This window comes from Pseudomonas sp. UBA3149, from assembly GCF_002364655.1.
GTDB lineage: Bacteria > Pseudomonadota > Gammaproteobacteria > Pseudomonadales > Pseudomonadaceae > Chryseomonas > Chryseomonas luteola.
The window spans coordinates 39,974-64,753 of record NZ_DEYV01000010.1 but is presented as its reverse complement, the minus strand read 5'-3'; the positions used below and the strand labels follow the sequence as shown (position 1 = coordinate 64,753).

The 24,780-nt window shown below is 56.7% G+C and carries 22 protein-coding genes and 2 pseudogenes; 18 read left to right on the top strand and 6 right to left on the bottom strand.

Annotated elements, in window-relative coordinates; translation table 11 throughout:
- Positions 1–17: 17 nt before the first annotated feature.
- The 14 genes from purH (at position 18) to ureC (ending at position 16,302) form a co-directional block, all read left to right on the top strand.
- Entirely contained in the window at positions 18–1,625 is a 1,608-nt protein-coding gene (purH, locus tag B3729_RS06205; RefSeq protein ID WP_286787408.1) for a bifunctional phosphoribosylaminoimidazolecarboxamide formyltransferase/IMP cyclohydrolase, read from the top strand.
- Positions 1,626–1,747: 122 nt separating this feature from the next.
- Positions 1,748–3,031: a phosphoribosylamine--glycine ligase gene (gene purD, locus B3729_RS06200; protein ID WP_286787407.1), complete on the top strand. Its 1,284-nt coding sequence runs from the start codon at positions 1,748–1,750 to the stop codon at positions 3,029–3,031.
- Positions 3,032–3,124: 93 nt separating this feature from the next.
- A complete protein-coding gene (locus B3729_RS06195) occupies positions 3,125–5,878 on the top strand; it encodes a hybrid sensor histidine kinase/response regulator (protein WP_286787406.1) in 2,754 nt (917 codons plus the stop codon).
- Between the two features lie 291 nt (positions 5,879–6,169).
- Positions 6,170–7,444: an urea ABC transporter substrate-binding protein gene (gene urtA / locus B3729_RS06190; RefSeq protein WP_286787405.1), complete on the top strand. Its 1,275-nt coding sequence runs from the start codon at positions 6,170–6,172 to the stop codon at positions 7,442–7,444.
- Positions 7,445–7,552: 108 nt separating this feature from the next.
- Positions 7,553–9,127: an urea ABC transporter permease subunit UrtB gene (urtB, locus tag B3729_RS06185; protein ID WP_286787404.1), complete on the top strand. Its 1,575-nt coding sequence runs from the start codon at positions 7,553–7,555 to the stop codon at positions 9,125–9,127.
- A complete protein-coding gene (urtC, locus tag B3729_RS06180) occupies positions 9,124–10,203 on the top strand; it encodes an urea ABC transporter permease subunit UrtC (protein ID WP_010795435.1) in 1,080 nt (359 codons plus the stop codon). The genes urtB and urtC overlap by 4 nt, the downstream gene beginning before the upstream one ends.
- On the top strand, positions 10,200–11,033 hold the full coding sequence (gene urtD / locus B3729_RS06175) for an urea ABC transporter ATP-binding protein UrtD (RefSeq protein WP_286787403.1): 834 nt from the start codon (positions 10,200–10,202) through the stop codon (positions 11,031–11,033). Before urtC ends, urtD begins: the two co-directional genes overlap by 4 nt.
- A gap of 100 nt (positions 11,034–11,133) precedes the next feature.
- The gene (urtE, locus tag B3729_RS06170) at positions 11,134–11,832 is read left to right on the top strand and encodes an urea ABC transporter ATP-binding subunit UrtE (RefSeq protein ID WP_219653264.1); all 699 of its coding nucleotides are present in this window, start codon (positions 11,134–11,136) and stop codon (positions 11,830–11,832) included.
- Positions 11,833–11,923: 91 nt separating this feature from the next.
- Positions 11,924–12,763: an urease accessory protein UreD gene (locus B3729_RS06165; protein WP_286787402.1), complete on the top strand. Its 840-nt coding sequence runs from the start codon at positions 11,924–11,926 to the stop codon at positions 12,761–12,763.
- Positions 12,763–13,065, top strand: coding sequence for an urease subunit gamma (locus B3729_RS06160; RefSeq protein ID WP_010795439.1), 303 nt, complete (start codon positions 12,763–12,765; stop codon positions 13,063–13,065). Before B3729_RS06165 ends, B3729_RS06160 begins: the two co-directional genes overlap by 1 nt.
- A gap of 7 nt (positions 13,066–13,072) precedes the next feature.
- Positions 13,073–13,585, top strand: a complete 513-nt coding sequence (locus B3729_RS06155) for a GNAT family N-acetyltransferase (RefSeq protein WP_286787401.1) — start codon at positions 13,073–13,075, stop codon at positions 13,583–13,585.
- Entirely contained in the window at positions 13,578–14,114 is a 537-nt protein-coding gene (locus B3729_RS06150; protein ID WP_010795441.1) for a GNAT family N-acetyltransferase, read from the top strand. The genes B3729_RS06155 and B3729_RS06150 overlap by 8 nt, the downstream gene beginning before the upstream one ends.
- Entirely contained in the window at positions 14,111–14,416 is a 306-nt protein-coding gene (locus B3729_RS06145; protein ID WP_010795442.1) for an urease subunit beta, read from the top strand. The genes B3729_RS06150 and B3729_RS06145 overlap by 4 nt, the downstream gene beginning before the upstream one ends.
- Before the next feature lie 185 nt (positions 14,417–14,601).
- Positions 14,602–16,302 carry an urease subunit alpha gene (gene ureC / locus B3729_RS06140; RefSeq protein WP_010795443.1) on the top strand — a complete coding sequence of 567 codons (1,701 nt, stop codon included), beginning with the start codon at positions 14,602–14,604 and terminating at the stop codon, positions 16,300–16,302.
- 71 nt (positions 16,303–16,373) lie between these two features.
- Here ureC and B3729_RS06135 read toward each other — a convergent pair whose 3' ends face one another.
- Positions 16,374–17,183: a DsbA family protein gene (locus B3729_RS06135; protein ID WP_010795444.1), complete on the bottom strand. Its 810-nt coding sequence runs from the start codon at positions 17,181–17,183 to the stop codon at positions 16,374–16,376.
- A gap of 235 nt (positions 17,184–17,418) precedes the next feature.
- Between B3729_RS06135 and B3729_RS06130 the strand changes: the two genes are divergently transcribed.
- Positions 17,419–18,018, top strand: coding sequence for an NUDIX domain-containing protein (locus B3729_RS06130; protein WP_286787400.1), 600 nt, complete (start codon positions 17,419–17,421; stop codon positions 18,016–18,018).
- Positions 18,019–18,076: 58 nt separating this feature from the next.
- On the opposite strand, the gene B3729_RS24745 is transcribed toward B3729_RS06130, so the two are convergent.
- From B3729_RS24745 to B3729_RS06115, 4 genes and pseudogenes are all read right to left on the bottom strand, one after another.
- Positions 18,077–18,805 (bottom strand): methyl-accepting chemotaxis protein, encoded by a 729-nt coding sequence (locus B3729_RS24745; RefSeq protein WP_372238908.1) that lies wholly within the window; start codon positions 18,803–18,805, stop codon positions 18,077–18,079.
- Positions 18,806–18,931: 126 nt separating this feature from the next.
- Positions 18,932–19,879, bottom strand: a pseudogene (locus tag B3729_RS24740) (HAMP domain-containing protein); the annotation flags it as partial.
- Positions 19,880–20,374: 495 nt separating this feature from the next.
- Positions 20,375–20,641: a DksA/TraR family C4-type zinc finger protein gene (locus tag B3729_RS06120; protein WP_019364310.1), complete on the bottom strand. Its 267-nt coding sequence runs from the start codon at positions 20,639–20,641 to the stop codon at positions 20,375–20,377.
- A gap of 115 nt (positions 20,642–20,756) precedes the next feature.
- Entirely contained in the window at positions 20,757–21,767 is a 1,011-nt protein-coding gene (locus tag B3729_RS06115; protein ID WP_219653256.1) for an AI-2E family transporter, read from the bottom strand.
- Between the two features lie 256 nt (positions 21,768–22,023).
- On the opposite strand from B3729_RS06115, the pseudogene yedE reads away from it, so the two are divergent.
- Positions 22,024–23,250: pseudogene (yedE, locus tag B3729_RS06110) on the top strand (selenium metabolism membrane protein YedE/FdhT); the annotation flags it as partial.
- A complete protein-coding gene (yedF, locus tag B3729_RS06105) occupies positions 23,195–23,467 on the top strand; it encodes a sulfurtransferase-like selenium metabolism protein YedF (protein ID WP_074825034.1) in 273 nt (90 codons plus the stop codon). The pseudogene yedE and the gene yedF, both read left to right, overlap by 56 nt.
- Before the next feature lie 32 nt (positions 23,468–23,499).
- On the opposite strand, the gene B3729_RS06100 is transcribed toward yedF, so the two are convergent.
- Positions 23,500–24,300, bottom strand: a complete 801-nt coding sequence (locus B3729_RS06100) for a glycosyltransferase family 9 protein (RefSeq protein ID WP_122041854.1) — start codon at positions 24,298–24,300, stop codon at positions 23,500–23,502.
- 251 nt (positions 24,301–24,551) lie between these two features.
- Between B3729_RS06100 and B3729_RS06095 the strand changes: the two genes are divergently transcribed.
- Entirely contained in the window at positions 24,552–24,776 is a 225-nt protein-coding gene (locus tag B3729_RS06095; RefSeq protein WP_010795453.1) for a hypothetical protein, read from the top strand.
- Positions 24,777–24,780 lie beyond the last annotated feature (4 nt).

The window sequence follows — 24,780 nt, the reverse complement described above, 5'->3', positions numbered from 1 at the left end:
GACCGATGGACTTTGTGATGACAGACCAAACCGCCCGCCTTCCCGTTCGCCGTGCGCTGATCAGCGTCTCCGACAAGACTGGCGTCGTTGATTTTGCCCGAGAGCTTGCAGCATTAGGTGTCGAGATTCTTTCGACTGGCGGCACCTATAAATTGCTGCGCGACAATAATGTCCCGGCAGTGGAGGTGGCGGATTACACCGGCTTTCCAGAAATGATGGACGGTCGCGTCAAGACGCTGCATCCCAAGATTCATGGTGGCATCCTGGGTCGCCGCGGTACGGATGATGGCGTCATGGGTCAACACGGCATCCAGCCGATTGATCTGGTAGCCGTTAACCTCTATCCCTTTGAGGCAACTGTAGCCAAGCCAGACTGCGACCTGCCGACTGCCATCGAGAATATCGATATTGGCGGTCCGACCATGGTTCGCTCAGCCGCGAAAAATCATAAGGACGTTGCTATCGTCGTCAATGCCGGCGATTACGCTCAGGTCATCGAAAGCCTCAAGCATGGCGGCATGACCTATGCTCAGCGTTTCGATCTGGCCCTGAAGGCCTTCGAACATACATCAGCCTATGACGGCATGATTGCCAATTACCTGGGCACGATTGACCAGACGGCTGAAGTATTATCCACCCAGGGCCGCGGCAGCTTTCCCCGTACCTTCAATACCCAGTTCATCAAGGCGCAAGAGATGCGCTACGGTGAAAACCCGCATCAGAGCGCTGCTTTCTATGTAGAAAGCAAGCCCCAGGAGGCGAGTGTCGCCACGGCGACCCAGCTTCAAGGCAAGGAGCTTTCCTTCAATAACGTGGCTGACACCGATGCAGCCCTGGAGTGCGTAAAGAGCTTTGATGCTCCAGCCTGCGTTATCGTCAAACATGCCAATCCCTGTGGCGTTGCGGTAGCCTCTGAAGAGGATGGCGGCATTCGCAAGGCCTATGACCTGGCATATGCCACTGATAGCGAGTCTGCCTTTGGCGGCATCATCGCTTTCAATCGCGAGCTGGATGGCGAAACGGCTAAGGCGATTGTCGAGCGCCAGTTCGTCGAAGTCATCATTGCACCCAAGGTATCAGCTGCCGCTCGCGAGGTCATCGCAGCCAAAGCCAATGTTCGACTGCTGGAATGCGGCGAATGGAGCACCGATCGCGTGGGCGGCTGGGACTTCAAGCGAGTAAACGGTGGCCTGCTGGTACAGAGCCGCGACATCGGTATGATCACTCAGGCCGATCTCAAAATTGTTACTCAGCGCGCGCCCAGTGAGCAGGAAATCCAAGACCTGCTGTTCGCCTGGAAAGTCGCCAAATTTGTGAAGTCCAACGCCATCGTTTATGCCAAGCATCGTCAGACCGTAGGCGTAGGAGCTGGCCAGATGAGCCGTGTCAATTCTGCCCGCATCGCTGCCATCAAGGCAGAACATGCCGGACTGGCCGTACAAGGAGCCGTCATGGCATCCGATGCCTTCTTCCCCTTCCGTGACGGCATCGACAATGCTGCCAAGGCCGGCATTACCGCCGTGATTCAACCCGGCGGCTCGATGCGTGACGCGGAAGTCATTGCGGCTGCCGATGAAGCAGGCATGGCCATGGTCTTTACCGGCATGCGTCATTTCCGTCACTAATCAAACCGGCTTTGCCGTATTGTCCGGAGCCTTGATCTGCCACTGCGCAGACGAGAGGCTCAGACATCTTGCATCACTGCGGGCTCATGCCCTGGCCGGCATGAGCCCTAGAAGGAGCGAACATGAATGTATTGATCATTGGCAGCGGCGGACGAGAACACGCGCTGGCCTGGAAGGCGGCACAGGATCCTCGCGTTGAAAAGGTATTCGTTGCACCGGGTAATGCGGGTACGGCCATCGAAGATAAATGTGAAAACGTCGCTATTGATGTCCTGGCTCTGGAGCAACTGGCGGACTTTGCCGAGAAAAACGTTGCTCTGACAATCGTCGGACCAGAAGCCCCTCTGGTAAAAGGTGTCGTAGACCTATTTCGCTCACGTGGCCTGAAGTGCTTCGGCCCTACGGCAGGCGCTGCCCAGCTGGAAGGATCCAAGGCCTTCACCAAGGATTTCCTGGCCCGCCACCAGATTCCTACAGCGGCATACCAGAACTTTACTGAAATTGAGCCTGCCCTTGCCTACCTGCGTGAAAAGGGCGCGCCTATCGTAGTCAAGGCCGACGGCCTTGCTGCAGGCAAGGGTGTGATCGTCGCCATGACGCTTGAAGAAGCTGAGGCTGCCGTACGTGACATGCTGTCAGGCAATGCCTTTGGCGATGCGGGTGCTCGTGTTGTTATCGAGGAGTTCCTGGAGGGCGAAGAAGCCAGCTTTATCGTCATGGTCGACGGCCATAATGTACTGCCCATGGCGACCAGTCAGGATCACAAGCGTGTAGGCGATGCAGACACCGGCCCGAATACCGGCGGCATGGGTGCGTACTCACCCGCTCCGGTGGTCACTACTGATATCCATCAGCGCATCATGGATGAAGTAATCTATCCCACGGTACAGGGTATGGCGGCTGAAGGTCATGTCTATACCGGTTTTCTGTATGCTGGCCTGATGATCGACAAGAGCGGCGCGCCCAAGGTTATCGAGTTCAATTGCCGCTTTGGCGACCCTGAAACCCAGCCGATCATGCTGCGCCTGCAATCCAGTCTGGTCGCACTGATTGAGGCAGCACTGGCTGAGCAGCTGGATACGACTGATGCCCAGTGGGATCCGCGACCCAGCCTGGGTGTCGTGCTGGCAGCAGGCGGCTACCCTGGAGACTACGCCAAGGGAGACGTCATTTCCGGCCTGGAGCAGGCAGTTGCTGCTGACGGCAAGGTCTTTCATGCTGGCACAGCATTGGTACAAGATCAGGTCGTGACCAGCGGTGGCCGCGTCCTGTGCGCCACGGCACTAGGTAACTCCGTGGCTCAGGCACAGCAGAATGCCTATGCCCTAGCCAGACAGATCAACTGGAACGGCTGCTTCTACCGCAACGATATCGGTTATCGTGCAATAGCTCGCGAACGCAGCTAATACCACTGCCGGACGTCATGAAGATGTCCGGCAGCATTTATCCCTGCTGGTCGGCTCGCTATACTCTGAATTCAACTTACGAAGGGAATTTTCGTGCGCCGGCTCAGGACCGCCATCTGTTTGCTTGCCAGCGTTGTGCTGGCTTTCCTGTATGCCTCGTTTCCTGTGGCTGCCGACGAAATGGCGGCATGGTCACGCCTGGATGATCCAGAGGGTAGCCTGCAGCTGAGCGATGTGCGTGAGCGGCTTTCTGAGTTCAGATCGCTCCCGGGCCAGGAAACCCATCGTCCGGCTGATGAAGGAGCAATCTGGCTCTATACTCGCCTGCCCGCCTCGGATGCCTCACGCGTTCTACGGGCCATTGCACCAAACGTGGCGTATATCGATTTTTATGCCTTGAGTGATGGCAGGACCCTGTCCCTCAATCGAACCGGCATCGCACGCCCCGGTAACTACCGTGAGCAGCCCAGCCGCGACTTTCTGTTTACCCTGCCGAGTACCGCCGGCCCGCTGGACGTTTTTGTCCGCATGGAAAGCCGAAGTCCGATTCGTGCCTTTCTGAAGATTGCGCCCAATGCCGAGATCACCATCGCCTTCCGGCTACTGATGTTCGGCACGCTGCTGGGCTGCCTGTGCATGCTCATGATCTTCAACATGATGCAGCTCTTCTACCGGCGCAGCAGTACCGGTATTGCCCTAACCATTCTGCTCGGCCTGCAGATGGTGGCCGCCTTTAACATCTTCGGCCTGGCCAGCATGATTCTGGTCGAAAAGCTCTACCTGACGCCGTTGCTGATGGATCTCTCTACCCTGGCAACGATGGCGTGTGCGCTCTATTTTACCAGCGCCTTCTTTAACGGCCAGCAGCTGCCATTACGCCTGCAGCTGGTGCTTTATGTCGAGTTCATCGCGCTTGTACTGGCGGCCGCGTTCCTGATTCTGACCAAGGACGTATACATCGGCGAGGTGCTTTACAGCCTCATCGGCCTAAGTGTTTTCACCCTTTTCGCCATCAGTGTCAAATACTGGCAACAGGGCTTCAAGCCCGCACGCTGGCTGGCACTAGCCTATCTGCTGGCCATCATTGCGGGTGGTTTGGCCCTGCCCCGCATGATGGGTTACTGGTCCTCACCAGAATGGCTGGGACGCGCACTGGTTATGGTCAGCGTGATTACCGGCTTTCTGTTTACGGTGGCTGTAGGCGAGCGCCAGCGTTATCTGCTTGAAAAGCACTTCCTGATGAGCCGTGACCAAGCCGCCAACACGGCTGAAATCAAGGGCAAGGCAGACTTCCTGGCACGCATGAGCCACGAAATACGCACCCCTATGAACGGTGTATTGGGCATGACCGAGCTGCTTTTAGGCACCGCTATGTCACCCAAGCAACGGGATTATGTCCAGACCATTCACAGCGCAGGTAATGAGCTGCTTAGCCTGATCAATGAAATTCTGGATATATCAAGGCTCGAGTCTGGCCAGATCGAACTGGAAGATGTCCAATTCGACTTCAATGCGCTGATCGAGGATAGTCTTGATATTTTCAGAGCCAAGGCCGAGCATCGACAGGTTGAACTGATCAGCTTTATCCAGCCCCAGGTGCCGCGCATGATGACGGGTGACCCGACGCGTCTGCGCCAGGTGTTGCTAAGCCTGCTGGATAATGCCTTCCAGCGGACTGAAATAGGCGAGATCCTGCTGGTGGTGGCTCTGGAAGGCCAAGGAACGCCAAACCCTCGCCTGCGTATCGCCGTTCAGGACAGCGGTACGCCCCTGGAGCCTGAGGCCCGCAACCGACTAGTTTCCAGCACGTTGGACAGCCGGGAGTTTCTGGCAGCTGGTGTATCGGGTGCCCATCGGGGTCTTGCCATCACGCAGCGCCTGATCATGCTGATGAAGGGTGAGCTGGGTATCGAAAGCGGCGCTGAAACTGGCTCGACCGTCTGGCTTACCCTTCCCGTTCCACAAGGCCTTCTGGATAATCCCGGCGCTGATCTCGACCGTCCCTTGCATGGCGTCCGCCTGCTGGTGGTCGACGATAACGAAACCTGCCGCAAGGTTCTCCAGCTGCAATGCAGTGCCTGGGGCATGAATGTCACCCTGGCGGCTTCCGGGCGGGAAGCTTTGGCACTCCTGCGTACCAAGGCGAACCTGCAGGAATATTTCGATGTCGTGCTGCTGGATCAGGAGATGCCAGGCATGACCGGCATGCAACTGGCCGCACGGATCAACGAAGATCCCAATCTGAGCCATGATCTGCTACTGATCATGCTGACCGGTATCACTAACGCGCCCAGCAAGATCATTGCACGCAACGCGGGTATCAAGCGTGTCCTGACCAAGCCTGTAGCAGGCTACACACTGAAGGCCACACTGGCCGATGAACTCTCCCGACGCAGCCAGCCACTGGGCGAGACGCCTCGAGAGAACCAGTCGGCACCTCTGCCGAACGACCTCAAGGTTCTGGTTGCCGAGGACAACATCATCTCAACCAAGGTTATTCGCGGCATGTTGAAAAAGATCAACATCGAGCCGGATACAGCTACAAATGGCCTCGAAGCCTTGGCAGCCATGCAACAGACCCAGTATGACCTCGTATTGATGGACTGCGAGATGCCGGAAATGGACGGCTTTACAGCAACTGAACGCATGCGTGCGTGGGAGACCCGTGAGAACCGCCCACGAACACCGATTGTGGCGCTGACGGCGCATATCCTTTCCGAACACAAGGAACGCGCCCAGGAAGCCGGAATGGATGGTCATATGGCCAAGCCTGTGGAGTTGTCTCAATTGCGTGACCTTGTGCAGTTCTGGGCTGGCGAACGTGAGCGAGGCGAAACAAAGAAGTAAGATGGCAGCTACGTGACTTCTTCACCATGTAGCTGCCTGACTCGTCCAATAGGCTGCTTATAATTCATCCAAATAACAACCCAAACCAGGCGCCCCAAAAAAGGGCCGCCTGGTTTTTCGTATTCACCCAGAGCACCAAAAGAAGGCAGCACGTCTACTACGCCGCCAGCGTTTGAGTATGAAAGTCCAGTCAAATCAGAGGCTGTGGCAGTTTGGCATGGATAGTGAAATGCATCGATTAAAGCCGAAAAGGCTTACCCACAATCGAGCACGATCATCCAGGAGCCATGCATGAAGCGCCGTCCCCTACTCAAGACAACGTTGGCCGCTAGCGCCCTGCTGTTCAGCGGACTTTTCCCTTTCAGCGCTGCGTACGCCGCCGACACCATTAAGGTCGGTATTCTGCACTCCCTGTCCGGCACCATGGCGATCTCCGAAACATCGCTCAAAGACATGGCGCTAATGACCATCGATGAAATCAATGCCAAGGGCGGCATAAACGGTAAAAAGCTTGAGCCGGTGGTGGTTGACCCTGCTTCCAACTGGCCATTGTTTGCAGAAAAAGCACGCCAACTACTGACTCAGGACAAGGTAGCCGTGGTATTTGGCTGCTGGACCTCCGTCTCTCGCAAATCCGTATTACCGGTTTTTGAAGAGCTGAACGGCATGTTGTTCTACCCCGTTCAGTATGAGGGCGAGGAAATGTCGCCCAACGTGTTCTATACCGGCGCAGCGCCCAATCAGCAGGCCATTCCGGCAGTGGAATACCTGATGAGCGAGGATGGTGGTGCCGCCAAGCGCTTTTTCCTGCTGGGCACCGATTACGTCTATCCTCGTACCACGAACAAGATCCTCCGCGCCTTCCTGCATAGCAAGGGCGTAGACGACAAAAATATCGAAGAGGTCTATACCCCCTTTGGTCATAGTGACTATCAGACCATCGTTGCCGATATCAAAAAATTCTCTGCCGGCGGCAAGACCGCTGTGGTCTCGACCATCAACGGCGATTCCAACGTGCCCTTTTACAAGGAACTGGCCAACCAGGGGTTGAAGGCAACAGACGTACCGGTAGTGGCTTTCTCGGTGGGTGAGGAAGAGCTGCGTGGTATTGATACGGCGCCACTGGTCGGTCATCTGGCAGCCTGGAACTACTTCCAGTCCGTCGAAAATCCGGTCAACGAGAAATTCGTATCCGACTGGAAGGCCTATGCCAAGGCCCATAACCTTCCCAACGCCGCTACAGCTGTCACCAATGACCCGATGGAAGCGACCTACGTCGGTATCCACATGTGGGCGCAGGCCGTCGAGAAGGCCAAATCGACCGATGTGGACAAGGTGCGTGATGCGCTGGCGGATCAACGCTTCCAGGCGCCTTCGGGTTATACCCTGACCATGGACAAGACCAATCATCACCTCCATAAGCCGGTCATGATCGGCGAGATCCAGGATGACGGTCAGTTCAGTGTGGTCTGGCAGACTGAAGGTCCCATCCGCGCACAGCCCTGGAGCCCTTATATCACCGGCAATGACAAGAAGCCGGAGCATCCAGTCAAGGGTACGTTTTAACGCATGAGTTGATAACGCGTCGCGGGCATTGGGGAGCCTTTCGCTTGCCAGTGTCTGCTTCGCCACGAAGCGCCCGAGGGTGCAGCCCCTGCACACACGAGAGAAAACATGCGCCTGGTTTCCTTTTTATTGACTGCCTTGCTGCTGAGCGCTGCCGGCTTGGCCTGCGCCGGCCCGGCCAGTGATTTCGCCGCCGCCAGCAGCGCCGAACAGATCAAGCTACTACAAGCCTGGTCGGCTGAGCCCAGCCCTGACCGCTTACCTTTTCTACAAGCCCTGCAGGACAACACCGTAGTTATCGACGATGAAAAGCACGTGTTCTACAAGGACGGCAATACACTGCATGCCGCAGAAGGTGACTCTACAGTAGCGCCTGTCGGCACGCCGAAAAGCTTCCGCTTGAACAACCGGCTCCGGGTCTTGATCAGCAATGCCCTGGCGAGCCACCAGCTCCTGTCCAACGATGCTTCGGCACGTCTGCACGCCGCACAGGCATTACGGCAGGAAGCCAAGCCAGAACAGCGTATGCTGCTCGAACAGCGCCTGCATATCGAGGCAGATGAAAACGTCAAACAGGCGTTGAGCCTTGCCCTGGCCAACCTACAGTTGACCGATCCTGATCCTGCCGTGCGTTTGGCTGCGGTGCGCCTGCTGGGCGATACCGGTGAGCCCCAGGCACGCACTCGCCTGCAGGCGCTGACCAATCCCGCCAACGAGACCGACGCCAATGTACGCAAGGCCGCAGCAACCAGTCTGCAACAGGTGGAACGTCGCCTGCTGATCGGTGATCTGCTTGGACAGGCCTTTACCGGCCTTTCCCTGGGCTCGATTCTGCTATTGGCAGCCTTGGGCCTTGCCATCACGTACGGACTGCTGGGTGTGATCAATATGGCCCATGGCGAGATGCTGATGCTGGGCGCCTACTCCACGTACGTGGTTCAACTGCTATTCCAGCGTCTGGCGCCCGATTGGCTCGCGTTTTATCCACTGCTGGCTCTGCCTGTGGCATTTCTTATCACGGCGGTCATTGGCATGGCACTGGAACGTACCGTGATCCGCCATCTGTACGGTCGCCCGCTTGAAACCCTGCTGGCTACCTGGGGCATCAGCCTGATGTTGATCCAGCTAGTGCGCGTCGTGTTCGGGGCCCAAAACGTGGAAGTGGCAAATCCGGCATGGCTCTCGGGCGGTATCCAGGTCTTGCCGAATCTGCTGCTGCCATATAACCGGCTGATCATCATTGGTTTTGTAATTGCGGTTCTGGTTCTCACCTGGAGTCTGCTCAATATGACCCGGCTAGGCTTGAATATCCGCGCCGTGACGCAGAACCGCAACATGGCAGCCTGCTGCGGCGTGCCGACCGGGCGCATCGACATGCTGGCATTTGGCCTGGGCTCGGGTATTGCCGGCCTGGGTGGCGTGGCGCTGTCGCAGGTTGGCAACGTCGGACCTGACCTGGGTCAGGGCTACATTATCGACTCCTTTCTGGTCGTGGTGCTTGGCGGGGTTGGCCAGCTGGCTGGAAGCGTCATGGCTGCGTTCGGCCTGGGCATTGCCAACAAGATTCTCGAACCACAGATCGGCGCAGTACTGGGCAAGATTTTAATCCTTGCGCTGATCATCCTGTTTATCCAGAAGCGCCCGCAAGGACTCTTCGCTCTCAAAGGGAGGGTTATCGATTGAACCAGCCCCTGACCATTACGCTTGCGCAAAAAGCCGGCCCGCGCTGGACCCTGGCCCTTGGCGGATTAGCCCTGGTTGGCCTGCTTGCCTTGCCGCTTCTCTCCTTGCTACCGGCCGACAACCCATTACAGGTGTCGGCTTATACCCTGACACTGGTAGGCAAGATTCTCTGCTATGCCATCGTGGCGCTTGCTCTGGACCTGGTCTGGGGATACGCCGGACTGCTGTCGCTCGGCCACGGCCTGTTCTTCGCCCTGGGCGGCTACGCGATGGGCATGTACCTGGTACGCCAGTCTGCCGGAGAAGGCGTCCCGGCCTTCATGTCGTTTCTGTCCTGGACGGAAATCCCCTGGTTCTGGGCGGGTACGCAGCACTTTCTGTGGGCGCTGTGCCTGGTCGTACTTGCGCCGGGCGTCCTTGCCTTTGTATTCGGCTTTTTTGCCTTCCGCTCACGCATTAAAGGCGTGTACTTCTCGATCATGACGCAGGCGCTAACCTTTGCCGGCATGCTGCTGTTCTTTCGTAACGAGACCGGTTTTGGCGGCAACAATGGGTTCACCGGCTTCACCACCCTGCTCGGCTTCCCGATCGCCTCACCGGGCATGCGTGCCATGCTTTTCCTGCTGACAGTCGCCCTGCTTGTAGGCAGCCTGCTTCTGGGCTGGCAACTCGCACGCAGTAAATTCGGCCGCATTCTTACCGCCATCCGCGATGCGGAGAACCGCGTCATGTTCTGCGGCTACGATCCACGCGGCTTCAAACTGTTCGTCTGGACGCTATCGGCGGTGCTTTGTGGTCTGGCGGGTGCGCTGTACGTACCTCAGGTGGGCATTATCAACCCGAGCGAAATGGCTCCGACCAACTCCATCGAGGCTGCCATCTGGGTGGCTCTGGGCGGCCGCGGTACGCTGATTGGCCCGATTATTGGTGCGGGCATCGTCAATGGCGCCAAGAGCTGGTTCACCGTTGCCTTTCCCGAGTACTGGCAGTTCTTTCTGGGCCTGCTGTTCATCGTAGTGACCCTCTATCTTCCCAAGGGCGTGATCGGACTGATCCGTAAGGATAAAGACCTATGAAAGCCGCTCCTGTACCTGAGCTGCTCGATGCCTCCCTAGGCAGCGAATCGAGCGGTCTTGGCCACCGCGTCACAGGCGGTCTCGACACACGTCACGGCACTATTCTTACGCTGGAGGACATCAGTGTCAGCTTCGATGGATTCAAGGCGCTAAATGACCTGACGCTTTACATCGGCGTCGGTGAGCTGCGCTGCATTATCGGGCCCAATGGTGCCGGCAAGACGACCCTGATGGACGTCATCACCGGCAAGACCCGCCCCGATACTGGCAAGGCCTACTTTGGCGAAACCCTGGACCTGACACAGATGAGCGAGGTGCAAATCGCTCAGGCAGGCATCGGTCGGAAGTTTCAGAAGCCTACGGTATTCGAAGCGCTTACCGTGTATGAAAACCTGGAGTTGGCCCAAAAGGCCGACAAGTCTGTCTGGGCCAGCTTGCGAGCAACGCTTAGCGGTGAGCAGAAGGAGCGACTCGAGGACATCCTGACCACGATCCGCCTGAGCGAATCGCATCATCGACCGGCCGGGTTGCTCTCCCATGGACAGAAACAATTCCTGGAAATCGGCATGCTACTGACGCAGGAGCCCCAGTTACTCCTGCTGGACGAACCGGTAGCCGGCATGACAGATGCCGAAACCGAGTTTACGGCGGAACTGTTCAAGTCGCTGGCTCGCAAGCATTCGCTCATGGTGGTGGAGCATGACATGGGCTTTGTCGACACCATCGCTGACCATGTCACCGTGCTGCACCAAGGGCATGTTCTGGCAGAGGGCTCGCTTGTCGAAGTACAGGCCAATGAGCAGGTCATTGAGGTCTATCTAGGTCGATGAAAGCGCCCCGTAGCGTGGATCAAGCCCAGCAATGCTGTGCAGCTGGCAATTGATGAGTAGGTAATCGCCCCTCTCGCTCATGCGTCCATAAGGAACAACGATGCTTCAGGTTAACGAACTTCATCAGTATTACGGTGGTAGCCACATCCTGCGCGGCCTGTCCTTTGAGGCAAGAATTGGCGAAGTCACGTGTCTGCTGGGCCGAAACGGCGTTGGCAAGACGACGCTGCTCAAGTGCCTGATGGGTCTTATACCCTCGAAACAGGGAAGTGTGCTCTGGGAAGACAATGCAATTACCACGCTCAAGCCGCACCAGCGGGTGCATGCCGGTATTGCCTATGTACCGCAGGGCCGTGAGATCTTTCCTCGGCTAACCGTAGAGGAAAACCTGCTGATGGGCCTGTCTCGCTTTCCGGTCGGACAAGCCAAGGAAGTCCCTGACTTTATCTATGAGCTGTTCCCTGTTCTCAAGCAGATGAAGCATCGCCGAGGGGGGGATCTGTCTGGCGGTCAGCAGCAACAGCTCGCCATTGGCCGCGCCCTGGCCAGCCAACCGCGCCTGCTGATTCTTGATGAGCCCACTGAAGGCATTCAGCCCTCGGTCATCAAGGAAATCGGTACAGTCATCAAGCGTTTGGCGGCCAAGGGCGACATGGCCATCCTGCTGGTGGAGCAATTCTATGATTTTGCCGCCGAATTGGCCGATCACTATCTTGTGATGTCTCGTGGGGAAATCATCCAGCGCGGCCAGGGTACACAGATGGAGGCCGACGGCGTACGCGGTCTGGTCGCCATTTGAAAACCGCTTGCCAGAGCACCCAGGCGGCATGCCATGATCCCGTCAGTTCAGCGTAATGATGCTGACGGTAAACCAAAACAGATAAGAACCGATGAACGCACCAATTACATCCGCCCTGTTTACCCCTGCCTGGCAGGCCGAGCTGGAATTGGCCTATGCACGCCAGGGTGACTGGACTCGTCCGGTCATGCGGCGGCATGCCGGTCCGCTGCGGGTGCAGAAGCATTTGCACGCGGAGGGACCGGAGGTGTGCCAGCACATCATTGTTCACCCACCTGGTGGTATTGCCGGCGGAGATCGCCTGGCAATCAATGCTCGTGTCGGTGAGCAGGCCTGGGCGCAACTGACCAGTCCGGGTGCCGCCAAGTGGTATCGCGCGACAGGCCCGGCTCATCAGTGTCTCACACTCGCCGTCGAGCCCGGCGCCACGCTGGAGTGGCTACCTCAAGAAACCATTGTCTTCTCGGGTGCGCAGGCCGAGCTGGCTACCCGTATCAATCTTGAAGGTGACGCCCGCCTTTTTTACTGGGACATGGTTGCCCTGGGTCGCCCCGCCAGCCAAGAGCGCTTTGCTACAGGACACTTCCAGTCTCATCTGGATATCTACCGCGACGGCCATCCGCTATGGCATGAGCGTCAGCGGATTGCCGGAGGCGACCGTTTACTGGAGTCGCCTATTGGACTCGCCGGATATCCTGTCTTCGCCACGCTGATCGTGACCGGCGATATTGACGAGCCCCTGCTACAGGCCTGCCGCGCCCTGCCGTGCCAGGGCCGTGGCGATCTCTCACAACTCCCTGGCCTGCTGGTAGCTCGTTGCCTTGCCCATGAGGCGTTGGCGGCACGTGCCTGGCTGATCGAACTCTGGACGCTGTTACGCCCCGCCCTGCTGGGCCGCCGCGCCGTCCCTCCCCGTATCTGGAGCACCTGATGGATTTGACACCTCGCGAAAAAGACAAACTATTGATTTTCACTGCCGGTCTTGTGGCTGAGCGGCGTCTGGCCAGGGGCCTCAAGCTCAATTATCCCGAGGCCATGGCTTTCATATCGGCCGCCCTGCTCGAAGGCGCCCGGGACGGCCAGACGGTAGCCGAGCTGATGCACTACGGCACCACGCTGCTTACCCGCGAACAGGTCATGGAAGGGGTTCCGGAAATGATTCCAGACATCCAGGTGGAAGCTACCTTTCCCGACGGGACCAAGCTTGTAACCGTACACCAACCGATTGCCTGAGGCTGTTATGACGTGCTCTATCGCTCCTGCCCACGAATCCGATCTGCCTGGCATTCTGGCCATCTACAACGACGCCGTAGAAAACACCACGGCGATCTGGAACGAGACCCTGGTCGATCTGGCCAACCGCCGCGCCTGGCTGGCAGACCGCACCGCCCAGGGGTTTCCCGTACTGGTTGCCCGTGATGCTGCCGGTGAGGTAGTCGGCTATGCCAGTTATGGCACCTGGCGAACCATTGAGGGTTTCCGTCATACCGTCGAGCATTCGGTATACGTCCGCAGCGATCAGCGTGGTCAGGGCATCGGGCCCATGTTGATGAAAGCGCTGATCGAGTATGCCCGCAAGGCCAATCTACACATGATGGTGGCGGCTATCGAGAGCGGTAATACCGCGTCGATCCGCCTACATGAGCGACTGGGTTTCGTAACAACCGGCCAGATGCCGGAAGTCGGCCGCAAGTTCGATCGGTGGCTGGATCTTACGTTTATGCAACTCAAGCTGGAGTCCCATCATGGTTGACATCACCCTTGAACGCGTCGGTGCAGAAGCATTTCAACATTACAGGCAGGGCTTAGGCGACCTTTTGCGTGACTGTGTTGCAGGCGGCGCCTCGATCGGGTTTCTGGCTGATCTGAGCGATGCCGAAGTTGACGCGTATCTGGATAGCGCTCAACAGGGTATAGCGGATGGCAGCCTTCATCTCTGGGTTGCGCTATTAGCCGATCGGACGGTGGCCGGTAGCGTACAGCTGGCGCCAGCGACCAAACGCAATGGCCTCAAACGCGCCGAAGTACAAAAGTTGATGGTGCTACGTGGCGCTCGGCGGCACGGCATTGCACATCGGCTGATGATCACGCTGGAAAGCGCTGCATCGGACATGGGGCGCACCTTGCTTTACCTCGATACGCTGGCGGGTTCAGGCGCCGAACAGCTCTATCAATACCTGGGATATCAGCGTGTCGGGGAAATCCCGGACTATGCCGCGAACCCCGACGGCACCTATCACCCGACCGCCCTTTACTACAAGCAGCTCAGGAGCCTCTCATGATCCCTGGCGAATACCAGATCAAAGACGGCGATATAGAACTCAATGCCGGTCGTCGAACCTTGAGCCTGACGGTAGCCAACACGGGGGATCGCCCTGTCCAGGTCGGTTCTCACTATCACTTCTTCGAAACCAACGATGCCCTCGCCTTTGACCGTGAGCAGGCCCGTGGCATGCGCCTGAACATTCCGGCAGGTACGGCGGTACGCTTCGAGCCGGGCCAGTCACGCGATATAGAGCTGGTGGAGCTGGCAGGCGACCGTATCGTGTATGGCTTTGCTGGCCGTGTGATGGGCCATTTATAACGCGCAGCTCCGATGCAATGAACATCAGTCTTGATGATGGGTATTGCTTCGCACCTTCCATCCCATTGCCAGGATGGTCAAGGCGCGCCGCCTGAAGGCAGTAATACCCCTTACCAACCCACACCCGAAACACAGAACGGGACCGGCGCTGCGCCACCCCTCCCTACACGATCAGGATGAGTGATATGAAGATTTCACGCCAAGCCTATGCCGACATGTTCGGTCCCACTACGGGCGACAAGGTGCGTCTGGCGGATACGGACCTGTGGATTGAGGTCGAGCACGATCACACCGTTTACGGTGAAGAGGTCAAGTTCGGAGGCGGCAAGGTCATCCGCGACGGCATGGGCCAGAGTCAGCGTTGCGCAGCCGACGTGGTCGACACGGTGATCACCAATGCGCTGATTCTTGACCACTGGGGAATTGTGAAGGCGGACGTCGGCCTCAAGAATGGCCGTATTGCAGCCATCGGCAAGGCAGGCAACCCGGACATCCAGCCGGGAGTAACGATTGCTATTGGTGGCGCAACAGAGGTCATCGCTGGGGAAGGCATGATCCTCACAGCAGGCGGCATCGATAGTCACATTCACTTCATCTGTCCGCAGCAGATCGAAGAGGCCCTCATGAGTGGTGTGACTACCATGATCGGCGGAGGCACAGGCCCAGCGACAGGCACCAATGCGACTACCGTAACGCCCGGCCCTTGGCATATGGCGCGCATGCTGCAGGCGGCAGATGCCTTCCCCATGAATATCGGTTTTACCGGCAAAGGCAACGTAAGTGTTGCCGAACCGCTAATAGAGCAGATCAAGGCTGGCGCTATTGGCCTTAAGCTGCATGAGGACTGGGGCACGACACCAGCAGCTATCGACAACTGCCTTGCAGTGGCTGACCAGTACGATATCCAGGTTGCAATCCATACCGATACGCTGAATGAGTCTGGCTTCGTCGAGACGACCCTGGGCGCATTCAAAGACCGCACCATTCACACTTATCACACCGAAGGTGCAGGGGGTGGACACGCGCCGGATATCATCAAGGCCTGCGGTTTCCCCAATGTGTTGCCCAGTTCCACCAATCCAACCCGGCCGTTTACCAGGAACACCATTGATGAGCACCTGGACATGCTTATGGTCTGCCATCACCTCGACCCAAGCATCGCTGAAGACGTAGCCTTCGCCGAGAGCCGTATCCGTCGTGAGACCATTGCTGCCGAGGATATCCTCCATGACCTGGGCGCGTTTTCAATGATCAGCTCTGACAGCCAGGCCATGGGCCGGGTAGGCGAAGTCATCACTCGCACCTGGCAGACGGCAGACAAAATGAAGAAGCAACGCGGCCCTTTGCCCGAAGACGGCCCCGGCCATGACAACTTTCGCGCAAAGCGCTATATCGCCAAATACACTATCAACCCGGCCATTACCCACGGAGTCAGCCATGAGGTGGGCTCTATTGAAGTGGGTAAATGGGCAGATCTGGTCTTGTGGCGCCCGGCCTTCTTTGGCGTGAAACCCTCATTGATCCTAAAAGGCGGTGCCATTGCGGCGAGCCTCATGGGCGACGCCAACGCGTCCATTCCTACGCCACAACCGGTTCACTATCGACCTATGTTCGCAAGCTACGCCGGTTCGCGTCATGCCACGAGCCTGACCTTTATCAGTCAGGCGGCCTTTGACGCAGGTGTGCCTGCCCAGTTAGGCCTCAAGAAGCAGATTGGCGTCGTAAAGGGCTGCCGTACGGTGAAGAAAACCGACCTGATCCATAACGGCTATTTACCCACCATCGAAGTCGATCCGCAGAATTATCAAGTCAAAGCGGATGGACAGCTGTTGTGGTGCGAGCCGGCAGAAGTATTGCCCATGGCACAGCGGTATTTCCTGTTTTGATCAAGGTTTTGCGGAAGGCCCAAGGCAGCGTTACCGCTTCTGAACGATAACGCCGCCTTGGAGAAACGGAATTACTTGCTGGCGGCGTCGATGGCCTTCTGCAGGTTTTCCGTATCGGTCGCGCCGGGAATAACGGTCACGTTGTCTGCGGTTGCGCCCTTGGTCGGCATGACTACGAACGTAGGCGTACCCTGGATCTGCATCTTGCTGCCCAGGTCCATGTTGGCCTGGATCTGGGACTCTAGCGTCTTAGCGTCAGCCTTGACATCGGCCAGCTTCAGATCAACGGCTTTCAGAGCCTTCTCCACGTCCTGCTCGGTCAGCTTGCCCTCGTTCTTGCCGGTTGCGAACAGACCGTTGTGGTACTTCAGATAAGCCTCGCCGCCCTTCTTGGCATACACATACTGACCGGCTTCCGCCGCCAGGATGGACGCAGGCCAGCGAGCACCAAAGACTGGAAATTCCTTGAAGATGAAGCGAACGTTGGGGTTCGCCTTGATCAACCCTTCGACCGTTTCGGACATGTGATAGCAATAGATGCACTGGTAATCGAAAAACTCGACGATCGCTACCTTGGCATCCTTCGGCCCTACGGCAGGCGTCTTGGCATCGTTGAGCAAGGCATCGGCGGAAGCTACGGCACCCACGGTCAGCTGACTGATCTGCTCTTCCTGTTGCTTCTGCTGCAACGCCTGGCTGACCTGAACCAGCACCTCAGGGTGCTTGATCAGATAATCCGCGGCAATCTTGCCAATCGCATCCTGCTGGCTGGCATTGAAACCGCCAACACTGCTATCGGCGTGGGCAAAGGGAGCGCAGGCCAGAACCAATGCTGCAAGAGCTGATTTGGCACGCAGCGTCCGACCTTTGAAATTCTGCATCTGTGGTTCCTTGGCTATGAACGAGGGGAAATAGCACTCCGCCGGTGGGCGGAAAGCTCATGATCGTACCGCATGCCGAGGCCTTTACAAAAACAGGTTGAATTGAACAGGCACAAACCTGAGGCATTCGGCACACCTGAGGGCAATCCAGCAGAATGCCTTGGGGCAGCTGGTCACCTTCAACTGACGTTTGCCATGAATGAGAGTCCGAATGGTTTTAGCGAGGTAAATGTAAATGACTGATCAAGCTGACTTCATCCGGATAGTCAAGAGCGAAGTGCTCTCCGAAGGCTTCTCCGTACTCAAAAAAAACACCTTCGACTACCGTCGCCGTAACGGTCAGTGGCAACAGCTGACCCGGGAAACCTACGATGCAGGCGACAGCACTACCGTGCTCCTCTATAACCGGTCGCAGCGGACCGTTGTGCTCACCCGGCAATTTCGCTTTCCTGCCTTCGTCAATGGCGTAGCGGACGGCATGTTGCTCGAAACACCAGCCGGCAAGCTTGATAAGGCGTCTCCTGAGAAACGTATTAAGGAAGAGATTCGTGAAGAGACCGGCTATGACATCCAGAATGTCACGCCACTGTTTGAAGCCTATTCAACCCCCGGCTCCGTAACGGAAAAGCTCTCTTTTTTCACGGCTGAATACGAGTCAAGTAACCGCAAGGAAGACGGTGGTGGTCTGGAAGGAGAAGGTGAGGACATCGAGGTATTAGAAATGCCTTTCGATGAAGCGCTAGGTTTGGTCAGGCAGGGGCAGATAAAAGACATGAAGACCATCACCCTGCTCTATCACGCAGCGTTACACGTATTCGATAAACCTGTAGCGTAATGTCAGCCATTTTTCGGGCGAGTAAGCTTACTAAGCCCACTCGCCCGAACGCGGTTCCTTACAGGCGGAACCGTGCCATTTGCGTGGCCAAGTGATCGGCCATAAGAGACAGTTCCTGACAATCCGCACGACAGGCATTCACATCCTTGACCGTTGTTTGAGCAAGATCAGCGATACCCTGAACGTTTCGGTTGATCTCTTCCGTTACTGAGCTTTGCTCTTCAGTAGCGGTCGCCACCTGATGGTTTCTATCCGTAAGCTCTTCGACATGCGCAGCAATGGCATCTAATGACCGGCCTGTTTGTCTGCTGGCCTCTACGCCCGTTTCAGTAGCCGACTGTCCGGCACGTATGGAAGCAACGGCCTCGTCAGCACGCCCTTTGAGTTCACCAATCATGCGCTGAATTTCAGAGGTCGCGCTTTGGGTACGGCCAGCCAGGGTACGAACCTCATCAGCCACCACGGCAAATCCACGCCCCATTTCCCCTGCACGTGCTGCCTCAATGGCTGCATTGAGCGCCAGCAAATTCGTCTGGTCGGAAATACTACGAATTACCAGCAAAACCTCATCAATGGTATCGACCTGTTGAGCCAGGGCACCTACAGCGCTTGCCGCCTCCTCAATATCGGCCGACATCCCTTGGACATACTGGATAGATTGCCCAACCACCTGCTTAGCGGATACCGCCTCTTCCTGAGTGCTGCAAGAGACCTCAGCTGCAGCGCCGGCATTGCGTGCGATCTCTTGCACGGTCAGCCCCATTTCATGCACAGCGGTAGCCACCATGTCGGTCATATGCTGCTGCTGGGTCGCTCGCGTCGATGTGCTATCCACTACCTGGGCAACCTGGACCACATTCTGCCGAAGCTGCTCGCTGGTATGCAGGGCATTACCGATCAGCTCGCGCAAACTTTCAACAAATCGATTAAAGCCACGCGCTAGATCACCTAGTTCATTCGCACGGCTTTCATCAAGCCGACGCGTTAGGTCACCATCACCGCTACCAATATCGATCAGTGCGGTTGTTACCTGGCGAATCGGTCGAACAATACTGCGCGCCATCCAGACAACCAGTCCCAGAAACGCCAGAACAACGGCCAGACTAATACCAGAAATGACAAACAAAGCTTTTTGGGCAGGACCATAAACCTCCGAAAGCGGCACCTCGCTAACCAGCGTCCATCCAAGCGACTCGACTGGCTCAGCTACCGCTACGTATTCCTGGCCATCCCGCTCAAACATCACAGCCTGACTGTCAGCGCCTTTTGCCTTGGCAATCAGTTGCTGGGCGGGCCCAGTTCCTACTAACTGCTCAAGCATCTTCTTGTCATTGAGTTCGGCCTGGGGATGGATTTTCACCTTGCCGTCTGGACTGACTAAATAAACCTGACCCTGCTGGCCAAAACGGAAGTCACGAATCATGTCTGACAATGCTGTCAGGCTGAAGCCCAGCCCTACTACACCCAACAGGCGGCCGTCGCGCTCGATACGCTCATCAATAAATAAGGTGGGCATATGAGTATTGTTATCAATGTCGATCACGATCAAACGCTGTTGTCCGCTCGCCAGAAAGTCATAAAACCACTTACTGTTCGCTTCGCCAGGTTTGAGCGTGATATCCAGGCCTTTGTTCGTAAAATAATGGCCGGAATCCTTGGAGATGATAAAGGACACGAGCGCGTTGTAATGCTGTTGGAGATTCGATAAATAATGTACGAACTGAGGCTGTTGCTCGACAGCTTCGCCAGCACTCAACCAGTCGGCAATCAATGTATTGTTGGCCATATTACTGGCCGTGGTCAGCGGGACGGTCAGTACTCGCTCAAGATCATTTCGAATCGCTTTGACACTGGTCGGCATAGCCTCTTGAAGCAGATAACGATCGGTTAACCGATTCAAGGCATAGGCATAGATACCAATTACAACCAAACTGCTAATGACCAAGGCGGCGCCCATGCTCAAGATAAGCTGCCACTGGATACTGTTTCGCCAAAGACGCATAACGTAACGTGCCTCGAATTCCGCGACTAGAAGAGATGCTGCAAAGAGATCTGGAGATAGTTAAGCGGTAACCCTAAATGCAAGGGCACAGCTAGCGTCTAGACGTTCTTTGAGTAAACGAATAAATAGTGCAACGCGTATCGACGAACAGAAGAAGAACTTTACGGGGAGAGAATGGTTTTTGGAGAGTGGGTGACTGACGGCAACAATAAAAACCGGACAATAAGGCGTTGCCTTTTAAAAAGGCAACGTCATGATTCCTTAGAAAGATGCTAGCGTGCGTTGACAAGCCCTGTATTTATAAGGCTTTAATGAGCAGCAAGGTGGCTCTATTACCTTGCTCCCTACTGCTCTCTAGCGTAGCTGACTATCCTTGCTGCCACGTCGGTTATAGCCGCTGAACCGGGCCTGCTCCTTGTCGTGCGCGGCCTGACAGTTAACGCACAAGCGCACACCTTTTACTGCCTGGCGTCGAGCTTCGGGAATAACCGCATCGCACTCTTCGCAATGCGTCAGGCTTTCACCACGCGCCATCTGGCTTCGAGCGCGCTGGATAGCATCTTCAATGGTGCTGTCGATCTGCTCTTGAACCGCCCCGTCGTTTGCCCAACCACTGGCCATAGGACTCTCCCATTAGCTGTGAGACATCCTGTTGATATGGGTACATCTGCACCTATAACAAGAGGCCAGCGCAACGTCATTTGCCGTAGCCGACCAATGACATCCTACGACTCGTTTACACCAGATCTGCTCGTGTCAGCTCACTTTTGAGATAGGCGTAATAAATAGGCGCAGCCACAAGTCCTGGTAGGCCGAAAGCCGATTCAAAAACCAGCATGGCTAACAGTAATTCCCAGGAGCGGGCCTTGATTTGCCCTCCGACAATGCGCGCATTAAGGAAATACTCAAGCTTGTGGATAGCGACCAGATAGCACCCTACGGATACTGCCACCCACAGCGAAACCGACAGCCCTACGATCAGAATCAGGGTATTAGAGAGCAAATTCCCGATCACGGGCAGCAGCCCCAGAATGAAGGTCGCTACGATCATTGTCTTGATCAGGGGTAAGTGGATGCCACAGAGCGGCAACACACCCGCAAGAAAGACGGCTGTCAGAATGGTATTGATAAAGGAGATCTTTACCTGGGCAAATACCACGTTGCGAAATGCCTCTGACAGCAGCGCCACACGGTCCAGCAGCGCAGTGGACAGCGGACGTTCCTGGGCTCTGCTGCGCTTGCGCTGCAAAGCAACGGCAGCGCCCAGGATCAGGCCAATTACGAGGGTGACAAACGTGTGTATGGCATCCTTGCCAATGGTCTGCAGCTCACCTAAGTGAGCACCTAGCCACTCATTGACCGAGTGACGAAAATCTTCGGCGCTGGCGGGCAGGTATTTATCGAGCGCCATGGGAAGTTGCCCACGGGCACGCTCGGTGAGCGCCATGAATTTATCGATCAGACTGCCCGGATTACGGACTTCATGCAGTACAAAACTGATCGCGCCCGCAAAGAACACGGCCAGTACACAGACAACCAGGGTCACCAGCAGGGCTACCGCCACGATACGGGCACGATCACCGGAAATAAGCCCCTGCAGGCGAGGCTCCAGCATATTGGCCAGTTCAAAGACCAGCAGACCGGCAAACAGACTGGGGACCAATCCAAGCGGAAAAACCAACATGAGGCTGGCCAGAATAACGAACCAGCTACCCAGAAGAATCTGACGAGGCGTAAATACGGGCATGATGTCCTATGCGTTGTAAGGCAGCCTCAAGGAGGCAATCCATTCCATCAATCATTATCGTAAAACAGAGGTGACTGCGGCTCTTGCGCAACCTCTATTGTGCCCTGTTAAAGGCCCGCGCGGGAAATACCGTTCATGTCCGGGTCTTTCAAAATTCGTCGGCATGACGCCTAAAAACACTACAAAATGAAGGGTTGCTCTATACTACGCGTTTCCCTTTCAGAGGCTTTGCCACGTATTCGCCGGTCTCGCTCATTTTCGTCAAACGTACCTTGTCCGCTTCTGGGCTCCCCTTCCGACACTGGTCGCTTTGGGAGTCCTTTCGGCGTATTACTTCACGCTCACCCATACGTTCTGGGCCGTCATCGGAGAATTTACCCGTTGGGGAGGACATGTACTGTCCTGGTTCGGCCTCCATCCTGAGGAATGGAGCTATTTCAAGCTCATCGGTTTGCAGGGTACCCCGCTGGACCGGATCGACGGTGTCATGATCGCCGGCATGTTTCTCGGTGCCTTGAGCATGGCGTTGTTCGCAGGCAATGTGGGCTGGCGCTGGCCTACCAGTCGTAGGCGCCTGCTGCAGGGATTGATTGGTGGGATCGTTGCAGGCTTCGGTGCTCGCCTGGCCATGGGATGCAATCTGGCAGCCTTTTTTACCAGCATCCCTATGTTTTCCCTGCATGCCTGGGCTTTCATGCTGGCGACTGTCGCAGGAGCCTGGATAGGGGTGAAGCTCAGCCTGCTGCCCTTTCTGAGAGCGCCACTCAAGGTTGGCAAAACCCGCTCATCCCTGCCCTCCCCGGATGCGCTTGCACGCCGGGTCAGAACACAATCCCGCCTGGGCATCGCCGTACTGTGTGCCACGGCACTGCTGGCCGCCTGGCGATTCGAGGCCTCCTTTGTATTGGGTATCGCCTGCATATTCGGGCTCTTGTTCGGCACCCTGATCGAGCGGGCCCAGATCTGCTTTACCAGCGCCGCCCGTGACATCTGGACGACCGGCCGCACTCGGGCTGCCCAAGGGATTCTGTTGGGGATGGCGGCTGCGTCCATCGGCACTTTTGGTGCGATTCAGTTGGGCGTTGCGCCCAAGATTTTCTGGATGGGCCCGAACGCCATCATTGGCGGCCTGCTCTTTGGTATCGGCATCGTATTGGCCGGTGGCTGCGAGACCGGCTGGATGTACCGCGCCGTAGAAGGACAGGTGCACTTCTGGGTAGTGGGCCTGGGCAATGTGATTGGCGGTACGTTGGTGGCAGTGTATTGGGACGAGCTGGGTAATGCACTGGCGCTTCCCTATCCCAAGATCGACTTACTGAAAGCCGTCGGCCCTGGCTATGGTTTGCTACTGACCTTTATCGGCCTGGGCATCGCCCTGCTATTGGTTCAACTCAACGCTCGCCGTTTCGGCACCTCCAGGAGAGTCCATGAGCACACAACCGGATCTGTCTCTCGACCTGAGGGGCGAACACTGCCCCTATAACGCCATCGCTACACTGGAAACCCTGGAAACGATGCAGGCTGGTCAATTGCTCGAAGTCATTACCGACTGTGCGCAGTCGGTACATGGCATTCCAGAGGATACCCAACGCTATGGCTATCTGTGCCGTAGCGTCGAGCAGCATGGCTCGCTGTTCCGCTTCCTGATCGAAGTCCCTGCGGAAAAGGCAGGCCAGACGGCAGCCAGCGTCACCGTGTAGTCAGGAGGCCTCTCTGGAGGCCCCCATTCGACTTACGCCTCGGCAGCCACTCGGTGCGCCATGGCAACACCGGGCCTTATGGCTGAGCCGACTGACATCAATTCATTCAATGCCGACACCACCTGATCGACAGTGATCGCCTGCATGGACGCCCGGCACTTCTTGCAGGGCAGCCGTGCGCCATTACCCAACGGCGTCTTGCCTTGATACAGATTGATATGACCCAGGTAACCCGTGACCCGTGGCGAAATAAACTCTGAAAACAGCACAACGGCTGGCGTTGAAACCGCTGCAGCAGCATGGTGCATTCCGCCTTCAGCCCCAACAAAACCCCGGGCGTGAGCCAGTACGGCCGCCGCTTCGCGAAAGCTGGCCGTCACGACATGCCGTACCCCTGGAAGCAGCCGGGTTCCCTCCGGCCCCAACTGCACGAAGTCGAAGCCGCACCGAGCCAGCTGTTCCCAACGCTCCCAGAGCCAGGCCTTGTTGGAATCGGTCACCTTGGTATGGGGCTCAATGACAATCGAGCCCTGGGCATGTTGTCGACCGAACGCCAGTTCCTGGGCAGAGAAAAATATCTCGCCAGGCACCAGCTCAAAGACCTGCCACTCGCAGACCTTCTTGTTCTTGCGGTAGATATACGGACGGCTCTTGGGTGCGTTGCATATCGTGACGCACCCTGGCTCCGGCTGTTTGAGAATATAGGGATTGTTCTCCCAGATCTCCGACCAGCGCGGCTGCCCCTCACAATCCACGAACACCACTTTCTGCCGGGTCTTTTCATAATGCACGCGGGCCTGACCCGCGGCCATCAGCTCGTCACCCCATCCCATTCGATTTCTCCCGAATGTAATGCCGAACCCAAAATGTGCCAGGAGACTAGCAGGCTCATCCTTAAGATTTGCTTAACCAAACTGCATTCGTGAGCGTTTCGTTAAGCAGACACCTTTTAAGGGTGTAAGCGGGTATTTCCATCGGTTCTGAGCGATGCTGTCGACAGCATCGTCACAGAGTAACCACAGGGGCACACGGCTTTTCAGCCAGACGTGCGATAGTGTGGGCTGATCGGATACCGGAGCGCTTGATGTACCAGGAACTCAACGAGCTATGGCTGCTGTTCATTCAGACCTTGGCCTGGACGACTTACTATCTTCAGCTCGGGCTGCTGCTTTGCGCTGTTGGCATTGTGGCCGGCCTTGTGAAATGGGGCGTATGGTGGGGTAAGGCTCTGGTTATAGGCTCTGTCGGGATTGCCGCCCTGCTTGCGCTGGCACTGGACGCCATTGGCAAACTGGTTGCCACGTTATAGATGA

Excerpts from the sequence above, each read along its gene's own strand:
- purH (WP_286787408.1), top strand. The coding sequence starts at position 18 with ATGACAGACCAAACCGCCCGCCTTCCCGTTCGCCGTGCGCTGATCAGC.
- purD (WP_286787407.1), top strand. The coding sequence starts at position 1,748 with ATGAATGTATTGATCATTGGCAGCGGCGGACGAGAACACGCGCTGGCC.
- urtA (WP_286787405.1), top strand. The coding sequence starts at position 6,170 with ATGAAGCGCCGTCCCCTACTCAAGACAACGTTGGCCGCTAGCGCCCTG.
- urtB (WP_286787404.1), top strand. The coding sequence starts at position 7,553 with ATGCGCCTGGTTTCCTTTTTATTGACTGCCTTGCTGCTGAGCGCTGCC.
- urtD (WP_286787403.1), top strand. The coding sequence starts at position 10,200 with ATGAAAGCCGCTCCTGTACCTGAGCTGCTCGATGCCTCCCTAGGCAGC.
- urtE (WP_219653264.1), top strand. The coding sequence starts at position 11,134 with ATGCTTCAGGTTAACGAACTTCATCAGTATTACGGTGGTAGCCACATC.
- B3729_RS06165 (WP_286787402.1), top strand. The coding sequence starts at position 11,924 with ATGAACGCACCAATTACATCCGCCCTGTTTACCCCTGCCTGGCAGGCC.
- B3729_RS06160 (WP_010795439.1), top strand. The coding sequence starts at position 12,763 with ATGGATTTGACACCTCGCGAAAAAGACAAACTATTGATTTTCACTGCC.
- B3729_RS06155 (WP_286787401.1), top strand. The coding sequence starts at position 13,073 with ATGACGTGCTCTATCGCTCCTGCCCACGAATCCGATCTGCCTGGCATT.
- B3729_RS06150 (WP_010795441.1), top strand. The coding sequence starts at position 13,578 with ATGGTTGACATCACCCTTGAACGCGTCGGTGCAGAAGCATTTCAACAT.
- B3729_RS06145 (WP_010795442.1), top strand. The coding sequence starts at position 14,111 with ATGATCCCTGGCGAATACCAGATCAAAGACGGCGATATAGAACTCAAT.
- ureC (WP_010795443.1), top strand. The coding sequence starts at position 14,602 with ATGAAGATTTCACGCCAAGCCTATGCCGACATGTTCGGTCCCACTACG.
- B3729_RS06135 (WP_010795444.1), bottom strand. The coding sequence starts at position 17,183 with ATGCAGAATTTCAAAGGTCGGACGCTGCGTGCCAAATCAGCTCTTGCA.
- B3729_RS06130 (WP_286787400.1), top strand. The coding sequence starts at position 17,419 with ATGACTGATCAAGCTGACTTCATCCGGATAGTCAAGAGCGAAGTGCTC.
- B3729_RS24745 (WP_372238908.1), bottom strand. The coding sequence starts at position 18,805 with ATGGTGGCTACCGCTGTGCATGAAATGGGGCTGACCGTGCAAGAGATC.
- B3729_RS06120 (WP_019364310.1), bottom strand. The coding sequence starts at position 20,641 with ATGGCCAGTGGTTGGGCAAACGACGGGGCGGTTCAAGAGCAGATCGAC.
- B3729_RS06115 (WP_219653256.1), bottom strand. The coding sequence starts at position 21,767 with ATGCCCGTATTTACGCCTCGTCAGATTCTTCTGGGTAGCTGGTTCGTT.
- yedF (WP_074825034.1), top strand. The coding sequence starts at position 23,195 with ATGAGCACACAACCGGATCTGTCTCTCGACCTGAGGGGCGAACACTGC.
- B3729_RS06100 (WP_122041854.1), bottom strand. The coding sequence starts at position 24,300 with ATGGGATGGGGTGACGAGCTGATGGCCGCGGGTCAGGCCCGCGTGCAT.
- B3729_RS06095 (WP_010795453.1), top strand. The coding sequence starts at position 24,552 with ATGTACCAGGAACTCAACGAGCTATGGCTGCTGTTCATTCAGACCTTG.